A 16,634-nucleotide genomic window follows, 5' to 3' on the forward strand; every position below is an offset into this window, starting at 1 on the left:
GCTGAACATGAAAAAACTGAGCATCCTTCTTGGTGCCGTCGCAGGTCTGGCGATTTCCGCCGGCAGCGTGCTGGCCGATTCCACGGTCAAGATGGTCGAGGTCATCACCAGCCCGCCGCGTACCGAATTCCTCAAGAAACAGATCGCCGAGTTCGAGGCGGCCAATCCGGGTGTCAAGGTCGAGCTGGTATCGCTGCCCTGGGGCCAGGCGTTCGAGAAGTTCCTTACCATGGTGCAGGCCGGCGACACGCCCGACATCGTCGAGATGCCGGAACGCTGGATGGGCCTCTATGCGACCAATGGCCAGCTCGAGGATCTCGGGCCATACATGGCCAAATGGGACGATGCCAAAACGCTGGGCGAGCGTGCCAAGCAGTTCGGCTCGACGGTCGACAACAAGCAGTACATGATCCCTTACGGTTATTACCTGAACGCGCTGTTCTGGAACAAGAAGCTGTTCAAGGAGGCTGGTCTGGACGGTCCGCCGGCGACGCTCGACGAGTTCGTCGAGGACTCCAAGAAGATCTCCGCGATACCAGGCAAATACGGCTACTGCCTGCGCGGCGGCCCTGGCGCCTTCAACGGCATGCACATGTTCATGAACATTGCCGCGGGCAAGGGCGGCTATTTCAACGAGGACGGCACCTCGACCATCAACGAGGAAGGCTCGGTCAAGGGCCTGCAGATGCTCGCCGACATGTACAAGAACGGCCTGGCGCCTAAGGACGCGGTGAGCTGGGGTTTTAACGAGACCGTCACCGGGTTCTATAGCGGCACCTGCGCCATGCTGAACCAGGATCCCGACGCGCTGCTCGGCATCGCCGACAAGATGAGCGCCGACGACTTCGCCGTGGCGCCGATGCCAGTCGGGCCGAGCGGCAAATCCTATCCGACGCTCGGTTATGCCGGCTGGGCGATGTTCGCCAATTCCCAGCACAAGGACGATGCCTGGAAGCTGATGGCAACGCTTTTGTCGCCCAAGGACAATCTGGAATGGGCAAAGGAAGTCGGAGTCATTCCAATCCACAATGGCGCCGACCAGGATGCTCACTTCAGGACCGAGCAGTTCAAAGGCTGGTTCGAGGAACTGAACAACGGCGACAAATACGAGATGGTGACGCCTCCGACGCATCTGGAAAATCTCGGCAATTTCGTCGACCAGGTAGCGATCAAGAATTTTCAGGAAGTGCTGCTTGGTCAGAAGGCGGCAAAGGACGTGGCCGACGAATGGGCCAAGTTCCTGACCAAGGAACAGCAGGACTGGATGGCCAAGAACAAGAAATAGCTTTCCTCCCTTCTCCCCGTTCACGCGGAGAAGGTATCACAAAGTGACGGATGAGGGGCGGCGCCAACCCGTCGTGGCTCGTGTTGCCTCTCATCTGCCTGCCCGTCCCCCGCAGCAGCTGCGCTGCAGCTGCGGAGGGTGGACCGGCATCTCCCCGTAAACGGGAAAGGCGCTGTCGCCAGCCCATGCTTGCCCCAGGAGACAATCCAGCACCCATGACCTACGCCGTGTCCGAAATACGATCCGTCGGCAGGCCGCGAAAAAAGCGGCTATCCCATGCCGCAATCGAGCCCTGGCTTTATCTCAGCCCGGCGATCGTGCTGCTGGTCGTCGTGCTGCTGGTGCCGCTGGTTATCGGTATCGGTTACTCGTTCCGCAAATTCTCCGCTTTCAAATCCGAATATGTCGGACTTGGGCAGTATCAGGCGATGCTGTCGGATCCCGTGCTCGGGCAGGCGCTCGTCAACACGCTGTGGTGGACGGCAGCCAGCCTGTTCTTCCAGTTCTTCCTCGGCCTTGGCCTGGCGCTGCTGCTAGACACGCCGTTCCGGGGCAGAAAGATCGTGCAGGCGGTGGTGTTCCTGCCCTGGGCGGTGCCGTCCTTCCTCTCGGGCCTGACCTGGGCCTGGCTGTTCAACCCGATCATCGGGCCGCTGCCGCATTGGCTCTACGCCTCGGGGCTGAAGACCGAGCCAACCAACGTGCTCTCCGATCCCTCGACAGCCATGTGGGGACCGATCGTCGCCAATGTCTGGTTCGGCATTCCCTTTTTTGCCATCACGCTTTTGGCGGCGTTGAAGTCGATCCCGTCAGAACTGCATGAGGCGGCGGCCATCGACGGCGCCTCGCCGTGGCAACGCTTTACCAAGGTGACGTTGCCGTTCCTGGCGCCAACCATCGTCATTACCGTCATGCTGCGCACGATATGGATCGCCACCTTCGCCGACCTGATCTTCGTCATGACTGAAGGCGGGCCTGCCGGTTCGACGGCCACGGTGCCGGTCTATATCTACGTCAGCGCGTTCAAGTCGCTGGACAAGGGCTATGCCTCCGCTGTGGCGGTGCTGCTGCTTGTGCTGCTCATCGTCTATGCGGTTGCGCTGATCGGCATCCGCCGTTCGCTGGTAAGGCACGTCTGATGATTGCCGGACGCTCCGTCTCCTCGCGCGTTCTCGGCGGCATCGGCCTTTACGGCGCGATCGGAGCCTACATGGCCTTCGCGCTGTTCCCGATCTTCTGGACGTTGAAGATCTCGGTCACGCCGGAGCGGCTGCTCTATTCCGAAGGCATCACTTTCTGGCCGTCGCAAACGACGCTGCAGAACTTCGTCACCGTGCTCGAAGCCACCGATTTTCCGCGCTATTTCCTAAACAGCGTTATCGTTTCGGTGTCGACGGCTGCCTTCGTAACGGTCATTGCCACGCTTGCCGGCTACGCCATGTCGCGTTTTTCGTTCCGCGGCAAGGCGACCCTGGCTATCCTGCTTTTGCTCACCCAGACTTTCCCGCTGGTGATGGTCATTCCGCCGATCTACCGCATCATGGGGCAGATCGGTCTCATCAACAGCCTGACCGGCCTCGTCATCATCTACACCGCCTTCAATACAGCCTTTGCAACCTTCCTGATGCAGTCGTTCTTCGACGGCATCCCGCGAGACCTGGAAGAGGCAGCGATGATCGACGGCTGCACGCGCCTGCAGGCGATGCGCAAGGTGATCGTGCCGCTGACGCTGCCCGGCATGGGGGCGACGCTTGGCTTCGTCTTTACCGCCGCGTGGAGCGAGTTGCTGTTTGCGCTGATGCTGATTTCCAGCGACGAGCAGAAGACTTTCGCGGTCGGCTTGCTCACCTACATCGGCAAATTCGCGGTCGACTGGGGACAAATGATGGCGGCTTCCATCCTGGCGCTGATCCCCGTCTGCGTCTTCTTTGCCTTCCTGCAACGTTACCTCGTCACCGGCCTTACCGCCGGCGCCGTCAAGGGATAGATCGATGGCCTCCGTCACACTCGACAAAGTCCGCAAAGACTATGGAGCCGTGCGCGTCCTGCACGCGGTCGATCTCGAAATCGCCGACGGCGAGTTCGTGGTCCTGGTCGGCCCGTCCGGCTGCGGGAAATCGACCCTGCTGCGCATGATCGCCGGGCTGGAGGAGGTCTCCGGCGGCGAGATCCATATTGGCGAGCGCCTGGTTAACGACATCGCGCCAAAGGACCGCGACATCGCCATGGTGTTTCAGTCATACGCGCTCTATCCGCATATGGACGTGTCGAAGAACATGGGCTTCAGCCTGATGTTGAGGAAGGCCGGCAAGCCAGCTATCGAAGCAAGGGTGGACGCCGCCGCCAAGCGGCTCGGGCTCGATGCCCTTCTGCAACGCCTGCCGCGGCAATTGTCCGGCGGCCAGCGCCAGCGCGTCGCCATGGGGCGGGCCATCGTGCGCGACCCGAAGGTCTTTCTCTTCGACGAGCCGCTTTCGAACCTCGACGCCAAGCTGCGCGTCCACATGCGTGCCGAGATAAAGGCGCTGCACCAGCAATTGAAGACCACTTCGGTCTATGTCACCCATGACCAGACCGAAGCGATGACAATGGCCGACCGTATCGTCGTCATGCATGACGGCCTAGTCCAGCAGGTCGGCGCGCCGCTCGATCTGTACGACCGGCCGGTCAACATGTTCGTCGCCGGGTTCATCGGCTCGCCCGGCATGAATTTTCTGCCTGCCGTGGTTGAAAAGGGCGCCGGGCCGGATGCCATCCTGGCCGACGGCCAGAAGCTGAGGCTGCCCGACGGCCTGCCGCTCAGGGATGGCGATGCGATCACCGTAGGCTTGCGGCCCGAGCATATCCGGCTCGCCGACAATGGCGCGCTGAAAAGCGAGGTGGGCGTGGTGGAGCCGCTCGGCTTGTCGACCCAGTTCTATACCAGGCTTGCCGGCCAGCAGGTCTGCGTGTTTGCCATGGGCCGGGCCAGCGTGAAACCGGGTGAGGGTGTGCGCCTGTCGGCTGATCCGGCGTCGCTGCATCTGTTCGATCCGGCAAGCGGCGATCGCATCGACTAGAGCCGTTCCGGTTCTCTTGGAACCGGTAACTCGCTCTAACTATCTGTTTTGCCGCATTTATGCGGACGCCAAATGATTCCATTTGGCTGCAAAATGCTGTAGTCCTGAATTCCCGAAACGAAAAACGCCGCCCGGAAGGCGGCGTTTCAGTACTGCGAGAGAAACCCGATTACTTAATCTTGGTTTCCTTGAATTCGACGTGCTTCTTGGCGACCGGGTCGTATTTGCGGAACGACAGCTTGTCCGTCTTGGTGCGGCTGTTCTTGCTGGTCACGTAGAAGAAACCGGTGTCGGCGGTCGACAGAAGCTTGATCTTGATGTTTGCGGCTTTGGCCATGATGTTCGTCCGTTAATGTTCGTGGAGTTTTGGCCGCTGGAGCACGGGAAACACCCGGACGCGGGAAACTTGCCGCGACACATAAAGAACGCGCCCGGAAAGTCAACCCTTGTCCAGGCTCATGCGTCTTCCGTGACTGGCAACACCTTCTTCCAATCGCCCGTCGTGTTCCACCAGCGGTTCGGGTTGGCGCGGTCGTCGAGACCCTTGGAGCGGCTGGCAAGCAGTGGCTGAATGCGGATCACCGGCTCCTGATAGCTGTGAACCTGGTAAATCGCTTCGACGACGCGAGCGGCGAGCTTCTGATCATCGGGCAGTTCGAACGACACCTCGACAGTCCCAGGCCGCCTGCGCAATTCCGTCTCGGCGCCGGCGGCGGCGCCTTCAAGCGGCCGGTAGCGTTCGATGCCGTCCGCCGACTGAAAGGCATTGCTGTCATATTTGCCCATTCTGAGCGGCGCGATCGCGACCACCGCTTCCATGATGCGATCGACATCAGCTGCCGGTGCCTGAAAGGTCACCAGCAGCAGCAATTCCATCCGCAGCGATTTCGTTTCAAAGCCACTATCGATCATCCGAGGTCTCCCTGCTTATGCACTTTGGGGGAGCATATACTCGAGCCCTCCTGACATGGTTATGTCAGTAGTTGGTCAGCAGTGGGAGCGATGTCGGAAGCTGGACCGACTCAGAGGATTTTGCGGAGCAGCCTGGTGCCGACCAGCACGATATAGCAGGCGAAGAACAGGCCGAGCGCCCAACCGAAGCCCGACGGCCCGAAAGCGTCCATGCCGATGCCGATTGCCTGCGGGCCAAGCACCATGCCGACGCCGTAGCAGAGCACGAAGGCGGCGTTGGCGGAGGCCAATTCATGGCCGGAAAGCTGCGAGCCGAGATGCGCCAGGCCGATTGTGTACATGGCAGCGACCACACCGCCCCAGACGAACAGAAGCGCTGCCATCATATGCCAGTTCTGCGCGAAGAACGGCATGAAGATTGTGCCGGCAAGCCCGACGGTGGCACAAGCCATCAGCAAATAGCGGCGGTCGCTGACGCGGTCGCTGATCATGCCGATCGGGATCTGCAACAGCACGTTGCCGAGGCCGATCATGGTGAGCAAAAGGGCTGCGTCCGCCTCTGAGTAGCCGATGCGGCTACCATAGACGGGAAACAGCGCAAAGCCGCCGGTCTCGACCGCGCCGAACACCAGCACGGCGGCGGTCGCCGTCGGCACCAGCCAGATATAACGCAGGAAATTGCTGGTTTCGCCGTCCGAGACGATCGTCGGGCTCTCGTTGCGTGCCGCCAGCACCGGTATGGCAGCCAGCGTAACCAGCGCGATGGTGACGCCGAAAGGGAGGAAACCGCTGCTGCCAAGGTGGGCGAACAGCCAAGGCCCGGCGGCAAAGCCGAGAGACAGCACGGTGGCATAGATGCCGAGGACCAGTCCGCGCCGGTGTGGTGGCGCCGAGGTGCTGATCCAGAATTCCGACAGGATGAACAGCACCGTCAGCGCGATATGCAGCAGGACCCGCAGCGGAAACCACATCCAGAAAGCTGGCGCGAAATGGAAACCGACAAAGGCCAGCGCTCCGGCCGCAATCATGGCAAGCATTGTCCAGGCGACCCCGAACCGCATGGCAAGCGGAGTGGCGAGCGGTGCGCCGGCGATCGAGGCGAGGCCGGCGACCGCGGTGTTGAGGCCGATCATCGACGCGGAGTGGCCGCGCGTTTCAAGAATCACGCTGAGCAGCGGCATGCCGAGGCCGATGGCAATGCCGACGACGCTGATCGACGAGATCGCCGCGACCATCGGCAGCCAGTGTACGCGTTCCTTGCCCTGCGGCTGGATGTCGACTGTCATGGAATGCCTGGCTGCTCTAGAGAATTTCGCGGACGATGCGATTGCGGACAAGCCGGTAGAACGGCACGCGACCGCCGGGGCTCAGCAGCGGATCCTGGGCGAGGCGGGTTTCCAGTCCCTCCAGGACCGTGCGCGTGATGTCTGGGATATCTGCTTGCCTGGCCTTGGCCAGCGGCAGCCAAACGACGTCCTCCAATTCGTTGGTCGGACCGCCATCCGGCAGTTCCACGGCGACATCGTCGCGCCATGCGGCGAGAAAGCGCGTATCGAACCGGCGCACCCGGTTGGGCGGGGTGATGGCGCGTGCGACGAAGCGCAGCGCTTGCAGTGATGGGATGACGCCGTGCTCGACAAAGCCCTGCCAGTCGCGCTTGGCGGTTGCGAAGACCCCTTTTTGGCCGATCAGCAGGCCAGCCTCCTCATAGGTTTCGCGGATTGCCGACAGGGCAATGGCGCGGGCGCGGGCCGGGCTGGTGCGGCCGATGCCAGCGGTCAATCTCGCTTCTTCGTCGGGATGAAGTGCGGTGGCTGTCGGGATGTGGCTGTCGGCCGGATCGGTGCGGCCGCCCGGAAACACGAATTTTCCCGGCATGAAGGCATGACGGGCGTGGCGGCGGCCCATCAGCACCAGGAACTCGTCGCCCTTGCGGTCGAGCAGGATCAGCGTCGCGGCGTCGCGCGGGCGTATAGGCTTGGCGTCGAGCGCGACCCGCTCAACCTTGTCGACTTCCGCCTTGGTCACAACGTCCATGCGCTCGACCTAGCGGAATCTTCTCCGATGGGAAAGTGGCGTCCAGCCATGCCGATTGCGCCAGCCTCGGTTTCAAGCCTCGGGATGCGACTCGATCAGATCTTCGTCACCGCCAAAGCCGTGCATATAAAACGCCCATTGCAAGCCGATGACAGCGCCCTTGACTGGCTGCAGCAGGACGACGGCGAGAATGATGGTCAATGGCACCCAGATGGCGATGTGCTGCCAGGTCGACAGCGTCGAAGTCGCCTCGACACCCATGAAAGCGCCAAGCACGATGTGGCCGACAATGACCACCACAAGATAGGCCGGCAGGTCGTCGGCGCGATGGTGGTGCAGCTCCTCGCCGCAATGATTGCATTTGTCGACGGTCTTGACGAAGGCGCGAAACAGCTTGCCCTCGCCGCAATGCGGGCAGCGGCCGAGCATCCCGCGCTTCATTGCCGTCCATAGCGGCCGGGCGGTCCGGCCCGAGTGATGTTCGCCGCCGAAAACCCGTTCTTCCATCTGCAGTTCTGTTGGCATTACCGTCTCCTGCCGCGCGAGCCTGGACGCGATTGCGACGCGCGGGCGCGGCCTTTGGCCTTGTGGAACGACCGTTTGGAGCCGGGCAGCGGCTTTGGCTCGGTCAGCATCTCGAAACGCATCGCGCCGGCCATCGGCGCCACCTCGATCAGGCGAACCTCGACGCGATCAGCAAGCTGATAGCCCTTGCCGGTGCGTTCTCCGAAAAGCGATCGAGCAGTTTCGTCGTATATATAGTAGTCGCCGCCCAGGGTTGAAACCGGAATGAAGCCATCCGCGCCATACTGCGGCAATTGGACAAACAGGCCCGATTTGGTGACGCCCGAGATGCGGGCGTCGAAACGGTCGTCGATGCGCTCGGCGAGATAGGCGGCGATCAGCCGGTCGACCGTGTCGCGCTCGGCGGCCATCGCGCGCCGCTCGGTCGCCGAAATCAGCGCCGAGACCTCTTCCAGCCGCTCCGCCTCGTCCTGCGTCAGGCCCCCCGGACCAAGGCCGAGTGCGGCAATCAGCCCACGATGCACGATCAGGTCGGCATAGCGACGGATCGGCGAGGTGAAATGCGCGTAGCGCTTCAGGTTGAGGCCGAAATGGCCGATATTGGCGGGCGAATATTCGGCCTGGCTTTGCGAGCGCAGCACCACTTCGTTGACCAGTCCCTCATTGTCGGCGCCGCGCACGCGAGCGAGGATGCCGTTGAACTGGTTCGGCCGCATCTGCGCGCCGCGCGCCAGCGACAGGCCGAGCGTCTGCAGGAATTCACGCAGCGATTCCTGCTTGGCAAGCGAAGGCGCATCGTGGATGCGGTAGACCAGCGCCTGCCGCTTCGCCTCGAGTGTCTCGGCTGCGGCGACATTGGCCTGGATCATGAACTCTTCGATCAGCTTGTGCGCGTCGAGCCGCTCCGGCACGACGACCTTGTCGACGGTGCCGTCCTGCTTGAGCAGGATCTTGCGCTCGGGCAGATCGAGTTCAAGCGGCTGGCGCGTGTCGCGGCCGCGCTTCAGGATCCCGTAGGCGTCCCATAGCGGCTTCAGCACCGCATCGAGGATCGGGCCAGTCGTGTCGTCCGGTGCGCCGTCGATCGCCGCTTGCGCCTGCTGATAGGCGAGTTTCGCCGCCGACTTCATCATGACGCGATGGAACGAGTGTCTGAGTTTGTGGCCATCGGCCGAGAAAGTCATCCGCACCGCTATCGCCGGACGATCCTGGCCCTCGCGCAGTGAACAGAGGTCGTTCGAGATGCGCTCCGGCAGCATCGGCACGACGCGGTCGGGGAAATAGACCGAATTGCCGCGCTTCAGCGCTTCGCGATCGAGCGCCGTGCCATAGCGCACGTATGCAGCGACATCGGCAATGGCGACGGTGACAACCACGCCGCCGGCGTTCTTTTCGTCGGTGTCGGGCATGGCGAACACCGCGTCATCATGATCCTTGGCGTCGGACGGATCGATGGTGAGCAGCGGCAGCTCGCGCCAATCCTCGCGGCCGGCAAGCGTCGCCGGCTTGACCGCCTCCGCCTCGGCGATGACGTCGGCGGGAAAAATATGCGGAATGTCGTGTGCGTGAATGGCGATCATCGAGACCGCCTTTTCGCTGGTCAGCGAGCCCAACACCGCCAGAACTTTGGCTCTCGGCAGCCCGTAGCGGGAGGCCCGCGCCGGCTCGACCTCGACCAGGTCGCCGTTCTTGGCGCCGTTCTGGAATTCCTTGTCGACGACCAGCTCCGGTTGGCGCCTTTCCACCGGCTCGATGCGGAACGTGCCGTCCTTCAGCACGCGAAAAACGCCGAGAACCGCATCGGTGCGCTTCTCGAATATCTTCATAACCCGGCCGGTATAGGCGGGGCCCGCCGGGTCGTCGGTCGGGAAGGTCTTGGCCAGCACCCGGTCACCGATACCAGGCGTCGGCCCATTGCCGCCGCGCGACACGCGGATCGCTATGACCGGAGGTTCGCCATTGCCGATCGCTTCGGTCGGGTGCGCCAGCAGCACACCGTCGGCGTCACGGCCGAAGATGTCGAGCACCGCGACGTGGGGCAGGGCGCCGACACGGGCGAGCCGCTTGCGCTCCTTGGTCAGCAGGCCTTCATCCTGCAGGTCGCGCAAGACGTCCTTCAGCCAGATACGGTCTTCGCCGCGTAGCGCAAACGCCTTGGCGATGTCGCGTTTTCCGGCGCGGTCCGGATTTTCGGCGATGTAACGCAGTATCTCGTCGCGTGACGGCCGGTAATTGTCCCTGACCTTGGCGCGGGTATCGGCGGTGCGCAGATCGCCGTGGCTTCTTCCGGAGACTTTGCGCGCCAACCCGTCCTATCCCTTTTTCCTGGCCGCCGGTTTTTTGGCTGCAGCCGGTTTCTTGGCAGGCGCGGCCGCTTTGCGGAAGGGCTTCCTGGCGCCATTGCCGCCCTTGGCTTCCTTTTCCGCAATGAGCGCCACGGCATCGTCGATCGTCACCGATTGCGGATCCTTGCCCTTCGGCAGCGTCGCATTGACCTTGCCGAAATTCACATAAGGGCCGTATTTGCCGTCGCGCACGACGATCTTGCCGCCGCCGGAAGGATGCTCGCCAAGTTCCTTGAGCGCAGCGGCTGTGCCGCCATTGCGGCCGCCTTTGCTCTTCAATTGCTTCTCGGCGATCACCGAGACGGCGCGATTGAGGCCGATCGAGAACACGTCCTCGATGCTGTCGAGATTGGCGTAGGTGCCGTCATGCAGCACGAACGGCCCGTAGCGCCCCAGCCCGGCCGAAATCATCTTGCCGGATTCCGGATGCTTGCCGACGTCGCGCGGCAGCGACAACAAGGCGAGCGCCTTTTCATGATCGATCGAATCGGCAGTCCAGCCCTTGGGCAGGCTGGAGCGCTTGGCATCCTTGCCGTCGCCGCGCTGGATATAGGGGCCGAACCGGCCATTGCGCAGCGTGATCTCCTCGGCGGTATAGGGGTCCTTGCCGAGCAATTTGGTGCCGTCTTCGCCACCGCCGTTCTCGCCATTGGGATTGGCGGCGTCGCCAAGCTGGCGGGTGAAGGAGCATTCGGGATAGTTCGAACAGCCGACGAAGGCGCCGAACTTGCCGAGCTTCAGCGACAGGTTGCCGGTGCCGCATTTCGGACAGATGCGCGGGTTCGAACCGTCTTCGCGCGCGGGAAACACCAGCGGCGCCAGTTCCTCGTTCAACGCATCGAGGACGTCGGTGACCCGCAGCTCCTTGATGTCGGCGACGGCGCCGGAAAAATCCTTCCAGAAATCGCGCAGCACGTCCTTCCAGGCGAGCTTGCCGTCGGAGATTTCATCGAGTTTCTCCTCGAGCGATGCGGTGAAGTCGTACTCGACATAACGCTCGAAGAAGCTTTCGAGGAAGGCTGACAATAGCCGGCCCTTGGCCTGTGGCACCAGCTTGCGCTTGTCGATGGTGACGTAATCGCGATCCTCGAGCGTCTTCAGGATCGCCGTATAGGTCGACGGCCGGCCGATGCCCAGCTCTTCCAGCTTCTTGATCAGCGAAGCTTCCGAATAACGCGGCGGCGGCTCGGTGGTGTGCTGGGTGGCGTTGATCGCCTCGCGTGTGACCTGCTCGCCGGCACGGATCTCGGGCAGGCGGCGGCTTTCCTCGTCTTCCGAATCTTCTTCCTTTTGCTCGATGTAGGCAGCAAGGAAGCCGTCGAAGCGAACAACGGAGCCGACAGCACGAAGCTCGGCGGTACGCGAACCGTTGATGGCCTCGATCTCGACCGTGGTGCGCTCTATCTCGGCCGGCTGCATCTGGCTGGCGATGGCGCGTTTCCAGATCATCTCGTAAAGCCGCGCCTGGTCGGCGTCGAGATACTGCCTGACGGAAGCCGGCGTGCGCATGAAATCGGTCGGACGGATCGCTTCGTGCGCCTCCTGGGCATTCTTGGCCTTGGCGGAATAATAGCGCGGCTTTTCAGGCAGGTATTTGGCACCGAATTCCTTGGCGATCGCATCGCGTGCGGCAGAGATCGCCTCGGGTGCCATCTGCACGCCGTCGGTCCGCATATAGGTGATCAGGCCGGTGGTCTCACCGCCGATCTCCATGCCCTCATAGAGCCGCTGCGCCACCTGCATGGTGCGGTTGGCCGAAAAGCCGAGACCCGACGAGGCTGCCTGCTGCAGCGTCGAGGTGGTGAAGGGCGGCCCGGGATTGCGCTTGGTCGGCTTGGCTTCGACCGACGCCGCCTTGAAGCTGGCGCCTTCGAGCATCGCCTTGATGTCGTCGGCCTGCGCCTTGTTGGAAATGTCGAGCTTTTGCAGCTTCTTGCGCTCGAAGGTGGTCAGCCGCGCCTCGAAATTTTCCTTGCGCGGCGTGCCGAGAATGGCGGCGACCTGCCAGTATTCCTCGCGGACGAAGCGCTCGATCTCGGATTCGCGGTCGCAGACCAGACGCAGCGCCACCGACTGGACACGGCCGGCGGACCGGGCGCCGGGCAGTTTGCGCCACAGCACGGGCGACAGCGTGAAGCCGACCAGATAGTCGAGCGCACGGCGGGCGAGATAGGCGTCGACCAGCGGCGCATCGATCTGGCGCGGATTGGCCATCGCCTCCAGCACCGACGCCTTGGTAATGGCGTTGAAGACGACGCGGCTGACCGGCTTGTCCTTCAACGCGCGCTTTTGCTTCAGCACTTCCAGGACATGCCAGGAGATCGCTTCGCCCTCGCGGTCCGGATCGGTGGCGAGGATCAGCCCGTCGGCGTCCTTGACCGCTTTGGCGATATCGGCGAGACGCTTTCCAGACGCGGTGTCGACGGCCCAGGACATGGCAAAGTCCTCATCCGGACGCACCGAGCCATCCTTGGCCGGCAGATCGCGGACATGGCCGAACGAAGCCAGAACCTTGTAGTTCTTGCCGAGGTACTTGTTGATTGTCTTCGCCTTGGCCGGCGATTCGACGACGACGACGTCCATACGGTCTCATATCAATTGTGATGCGGCAGAAGAATTCCGCTGCGCGCGACGAAATCTCGTTCAATGTGTCGCTCACATGGCCGCGCTTTTGCATCCGGTCAAGGCCAAGCAGTCAAAATGCGGCCCTGCACCGAATGCGCAACCCAGCGGCGCGCCATGCGATTTCCGCAATCCTGGACAAGGGAAATGAGCAGCCTATCGCTGGACAAACCCGGCAATTGATCCTGGAGAACGGGACAAACTCTCCCGCGGATATAAGAGAAACATCGAGCACGCGCCAGCCCCGCTTGAACAGATGCTGTGAAGCGCGCAATCGGTAGCCCGGCATTTGCCCGGATAGTTGCAAGGAATTGGCGTGCTGAAAAGTTGGCCGCCGGGGCGGTTGGGTCAAGCTCCTAGCGACCAGCCGTGTTACCGCCTGTTACAGCGGATCAGAAGCTCAAGGCTTAGTCGGCCTTGGCGATATGCCAGACGCCGCCGACACCCTCGCCGGTGACGTCGCCGGCCTTCTTGTCCTTGATGAACGTGTAGAGCGGCTTGTCTTCGTAGGCCCACATCCTGGTGCCGTCGGTGCGGTCGACGATCGTCCATTCGCCCTCGGCCTTGGCGTTGGCGTCAGCCTTCAGCGGCGGCCAATTGGCGGCGCATTTGTCGTAACAGTTCGACTTGCCGGCCTCGTCCTTGTCGTAGGTGTAGAGCGTCATGCCGCTGGCGTCGGTGTAGATCTTGGTGCCGCCGACCTCCGCTTCCTTCCACGCCTCGGCGGCGAAGGATCCGGCAGTGCCGAGCAAAAGCGCCGCCATGCCAATTGCGATTGTTTTCATGGACCTCTCCCTGAATGTTCGAAAAGCGCGCGGAACCGCGGCTTCTTCTGGTCAACGCTGCCCGGCTGCCCTTTCTTCCCGCACTGTTTTCCATTGATCCAGGCGACGGCGTCGACTTGCTACCCAATGTGATGGGGGCCACGCGATGGTGATTGGCGGACGGACGTTGTCGCGGCTATATGGCTGTGCAGTCATCTGGAGACGGAAATGGCGTTGGACGTCGGCTATGTCAGTGCGATCGGGGCGGGAGCAATTTCGTTCCTGTCCCCCTGCGTGCTGCCACTGGTGCCGCCTTACCTGTGCTATATGGCCGGCGTGTCCGTCGACGATTTCCGCGGCGAGGCCGGCATTACGGCAAAGGCCGGTGCGCGAGGCGCGCTGGTTAATTCCTCCATCGCCTTCGTGCTCGGCTTCTCGACCGTCTTCGTCGCGCTCGGCGCCGGCGCCTCGACCATCGGCCATTTGTTGCGGGTCTGGCAAGAGCCGCTGGCAATGGTGGCCGGTGTGCTGATCATCCTGATGGGGCTGAATTTCCTCGGCGTACTGCGTATCCCTTTGCTTTCTCGCGAGGCGCGCTTCCAGTCGCAAGGCAAGCCGGCCAGCCTGATCGCCGCTTACGTCATGGGCTTGGCCTTCGCCTTTGGCTGGACGCCCTGTATCGGCCCGGTGCTGGGGCCGATCCTGACGCTTGCCGGCGGCCGCGAGACGGTGGGCGAGGGCGCGCTGCTGCTTGCCGCCTACTCACTCGGCCTCGGTATTCCGTTCCTGATCGCTGCGCTGTTTTCCGGTGCCTTCATGCGCTTTCTCTCGAAATTCCGCGTCCATCTCGGGCGCGTCGAAAAAGCCATCGGCGCGCTGCTGGTGGTCGCCGGCGTGTTTTTCCTGACCGGCGGCGTGCAGACGATGTCATATTGGCTGCTCGAGAATTTTCCGGTGCTGGGCCAATTGGGCTAGGTTTGTAGCCCGACGCGGTCTGTTCAGCCTTCGAAATAGCCCGGCTGGTCGATATCAGCGATCAGCCCAGGTCCGCTCGGCTGCCACCCCAGCAGCGCCTGGGTCCGTTCGCTCGAGGTCGGGACATCCATCGCCGCGAACATCGCGAACCAGCCAAAATGATCGGCGGCTTCTTCCGCGGACTTGGCGAGGACCGGCACGTTCAGGCGCCGGCCGATCACGCCGGCGATGTCCTTGAACGGCACGCCTTCTTCGGCGATCGCGTGATATCGCGCGCCACCGGCTCCATGCTCGAGCGCAAGGCGGTAGACGCGGGCGGCATCGAACCGATGCACGGCAGGCCAGCGATTGAGCCCTTCGCCGATATAGGCCGACACGCCCTTCCTGCGAGCGAGGTCGATGAGAATAGGAACAAAGGCGTGGTCGCCCTGGCCATGGACCGACGGAGGAAGGCGGACAACCGATGCGCGCACCCCGCGTGCCGCCAGCGCGGCGGCTGTCGCTTCGGAGGCGCGGGGATACGAAGCGGAAGAGGGGACAGGCGCATCTTCCTCGGTCGCGATACGGCCCCGCGCCTGGAGCGCGGTCCCCGAGGTGACGAGCAGGAGGCGCTCGGAGCCTTCGAGTGCTCCGCCCATCACCTCGATGGCACGCCGGTCCATCTCGCAGTTTTGCGCGAACTTCGAGAAGTCATGGTTGAACCCGGTGTGGATAACCGCATCGGCGGCTGCCGCGCCCCTGCGCAGGCTCTCCACGTCTTCGAGGTCGCCTCGATGCACCTCGGCTCCAGTGGCGGCGAGCGACTTGGCCGATGCCTCCGAGCGGGCGAGGCCGAGCACCTGATGGCCGGCGCCGATAAGCTCTTGAACGACGGCAGAACCGACGAATCCGGTCGCTCCGGTCACGAAAACACGCATCACGACTTGTCCTTGTTCGTTTCTGACCACGACCATTTTCGCGGCCCGATGACGTCGTGATAGGCGCTTGAGGAAGTACGATCTATGCGGTAAAGTCCGTATTATCTTCGCAATCGTCCGGAATGACACGTGGATCCTCTTTCAGATGTGCTCTCGCTGCTGAAGCCGCGAAACTATATGTCGGCCGGCTTCGATGCAGGTGGTGAATGGTCGATCCAGTTCCCCGACCAGCAGCAAAGCATCAAGACCGGAGCGGTGGTCTCCGGCCGGTGCTGGCTGTCAGTAGAAGGCGTTGCCGACGCAGTGCGCCTTGAGACGGGGGACTGCTTCCTGTTGCCGAGTGGGCGGCCTTTCCGCCTTGCAAGCGACATGAGTTTGTCGCCTGTTGAAGCCATCAAGATTTTTCCGCCTGCGCGAGCCGGCGGTGTCGTGACCCACAATGGCGGCGGTGATTTCTTTCTGGTCAGCAGCCGCTTCGCGCTTGGCGGCAATCATGCCGGCATCCTGTTGCGGATGCTGCCAGCCATTGTGCATATCCGCAAAGAGTCGGACAAGTCGGCGCTGCGCTGGTCGGTGGAGCGGATGATGCAGGAGCTGCGCGAGCCACAACCGGGCGGCTTTCTGGTGATCCAGCACCTTGCTCACATGATGCTTATTCAGGCGTTGCGGCTGCATCTTTCAGAAGGATTGAAAGGTGGCGTCGGCTGGCTCTTTGCCCTCTCGGACAAACAGATGGGCGCGGCGATCAGCGCCATGCATGACGATCCGGCGCATGGCTGGACGTTGCAGGAATTGGCGGAACGGGCCGGCATGTCGCGATCGACCTTTGCGCTCAGATTCAAGGAGACGGTCGGCGCGTCGCCGATGGACTATTTGACGCGCTGGCGAATGCTGCTGGCCGGGGATCGGCTGACGAATTCCAGCGATCCCGTCGCCGTCATCGCGCTGTCGCTCGGCTACGAATCCGAAAGCGCCTTCAGCACTGCCTTCAAGCGGGTCATGAACTGTTCGCCACGGCAATACGGCCGTGGCCGAGCCCCAGCTTCGCATCACGCAACGAGGCGGAAGCCGCCTGAGCCGATCGGCTTGAGCGTGTCACGGGTTGGAGGTTCCACCGTCTCACCGGAATTTAACCGCATTGGTGCAGCATGGCGCCGGTGCTACTAACGCTCCGATTTTCCAGATCCCTTTCA

The 16,634-nt window shown here is 62.6% G+C and carries 15 protein-coding genes; 6 read left to right on the forward strand and 9 right to left on the reverse strand.

Translation table 11 applies throughout. The features are described from left to right. Window positions 1–7: 7 nt before the first annotated feature. The 4 genes from NKH17_RS29095 (at window position 8) to NKH17_RS29110 (ending at window position 4,344) form a co-directional block, all read left to right on the forward strand. Window positions 8–1,285 (forward strand): ABC transporter substrate-binding protein, encoded by a 1,278-nt coding sequence (locus tag NKH17_RS29095; RefSeq protein WP_254820140.1) that lies wholly within the window; start codon window positions 8–10, stop codon window positions 1,283–1,285. 215 nt (window positions 1,286–1,500) lie between these two features. After that, window positions 1,501–2,424: a carbohydrate ABC transporter permease gene (locus tag NKH17_RS29100; protein ID WP_254820141.1), complete on the forward strand. Its 924-nt coding sequence runs from the start codon at window positions 1,501–1,503 to the stop codon at window positions 2,422–2,424. Further along, on the forward strand, window positions 2,424–3,272 hold the full coding sequence (locus tag NKH17_RS29105) for a carbohydrate ABC transporter permease (RefSeq protein WP_352508829.1): 849 nt from the start codon (window positions 2,424–2,426) through the stop codon (window positions 3,270–3,272). Before NKH17_RS29100 ends, NKH17_RS29105 begins: the two co-directional genes overlap by 1 nt. Before the next feature lie 4 nt (window positions 3,273–3,276). Further along, window positions 3,277–4,344: an ABC transporter ATP-binding protein gene (locus tag NKH17_RS29110; protein WP_352806892.1), complete on the forward strand. Its 1,068-nt coding sequence runs from the start codon at window positions 3,277–3,279 to the stop codon at window positions 4,342–4,344. 169 nt (window positions 4,345–4,513) lie between these two features. On the opposite strand, the gene rpmG is transcribed toward NKH17_RS29110, so the two are convergent. The 8 genes from rpmG to NKH17_RS29150 form a co-directional block, all read right to left on the reverse strand. After that, a complete protein-coding gene (gene rpmG / locus NKH17_RS29115; protein ID WP_006201775.1) occupies window positions 4,514–4,681 on the reverse strand; it encodes a 50S ribosomal protein L33 in 168 nt (55 codons plus the stop codon). Window positions 4,682–4,800: 119 nt separating this feature from the next. Beyond that, the gene (locus NKH17_RS29120) at window positions 4,801–5,256 is read right to left on the reverse strand and encodes a YqfO family protein (protein WP_352650484.1); all 456 of its coding nucleotides are present in this window, start codon (window positions 5,254–5,256) and stop codon (window positions 4,801–4,803) included. Window positions 5,257–5,366: 110 nt separating this feature from the next. Continuing rightward, complete coding sequence (locus NKH17_RS29125) at window positions 5,367–6,542, reverse strand: MFS transporter (protein ID WP_352508826.1); 1,176 nt, start codon at window positions 6,540–6,542, stop codon at window positions 5,367–5,369. A 16-nt stretch (window positions 6,543–6,558) separates the two neighbouring features. Continuing rightward, window positions 6,559–7,293, reverse strand: coding sequence for an NUDIX hydrolase (locus NKH17_RS29130; protein ID WP_352901349.1), 735 nt, complete (start codon window positions 7,291–7,293; stop codon window positions 6,559–6,561). 72 nt (window positions 7,294–7,365) lie between these two features. Next, entirely contained in the window at window positions 7,366–7,818 is a 453-nt protein-coding gene (locus tag NKH17_RS29135; RefSeq protein ID WP_352508824.1) for a DUF983 domain-containing protein, read from the reverse strand. Then, on the reverse strand, window positions 7,818–10,124 hold the full coding sequence (rnr, locus tag NKH17_RS29140) for a ribonuclease R (RefSeq protein WP_502910636.1): 2,307 nt from the start codon (window positions 10,122–10,124) through the stop codon (window positions 7,818–7,820). The genes NKH17_RS29135 and rnr overlap by 1 nt, the downstream gene beginning before the upstream one ends. A gap of 6 nt (window positions 10,125–10,130) precedes the next feature. After that, window positions 10,131–12,746, reverse strand: a complete 2,616-nt coding sequence (gene topA, locus NKH17_RS29145; protein ID WP_352901352.1) for a type I DNA topoisomerase — start codon at window positions 12,744–12,746, stop codon at window positions 10,131–10,133. A 446-nt stretch (window positions 12,747–13,192) separates the two neighbouring features. Further along, entirely contained in the window at window positions 13,193–13,570 is a 378-nt protein-coding gene (locus NKH17_RS29150) for a COG4315 family predicted lipoprotein (protein ID WP_352901355.1), read from the reverse strand. 207 nt (window positions 13,571–13,777) lie between these two features. Here NKH17_RS29150 and NKH17_RS29155 point away from each other — a divergent pair, with 207 nt between their 5' ends. Further along, the gene (locus tag NKH17_RS29155; RefSeq protein ID WP_254820150.1) at window positions 13,778–14,524 is read left to right on the forward strand and encodes a cytochrome c biogenesis CcdA family protein; all 747 of its coding nucleotides are present in this window, start codon (window positions 13,778–13,780) and stop codon (window positions 14,522–14,524) included. 23 nt (window positions 14,525–14,547) lie between these two features. On the opposite strand, the gene NKH17_RS29160 is transcribed toward NKH17_RS29155, so the two are convergent. After that, window positions 14,548–15,441 carry an SDR family oxidoreductase gene (locus tag NKH17_RS29160; protein ID WP_352901358.1) on the reverse strand — a complete coding sequence of 298 codons (894 nt, stop codon included), beginning with the start codon at window positions 15,439–15,441 and terminating at the stop codon, window positions 14,548–14,550. A 129-nt stretch (window positions 15,442–15,570) separates the two neighbouring features. Here NKH17_RS29160 and NKH17_RS29165 point away from each other — a divergent pair, with 129 nt between their 5' ends. Beyond that, window positions 15,571–16,608: an AraC family transcriptional regulator gene (locus tag NKH17_RS29165; protein ID WP_352901360.1), complete on the forward strand. Its 1,038-nt coding sequence runs from the start codon at window positions 15,571–15,573 to the stop codon at window positions 16,606–16,608. The last annotated feature ends 26 nt before the right edge of the window (window positions 16,609–16,634 follow it).

This window comes from Mesorhizobium sp. M1334 (assembly GCF_040317995.1).
Taxonomy (GTDB): Bacteria; Pseudomonadota; Alphaproteobacteria; order Rhizobiales; family Rhizobiaceae; genus Mesorhizobium.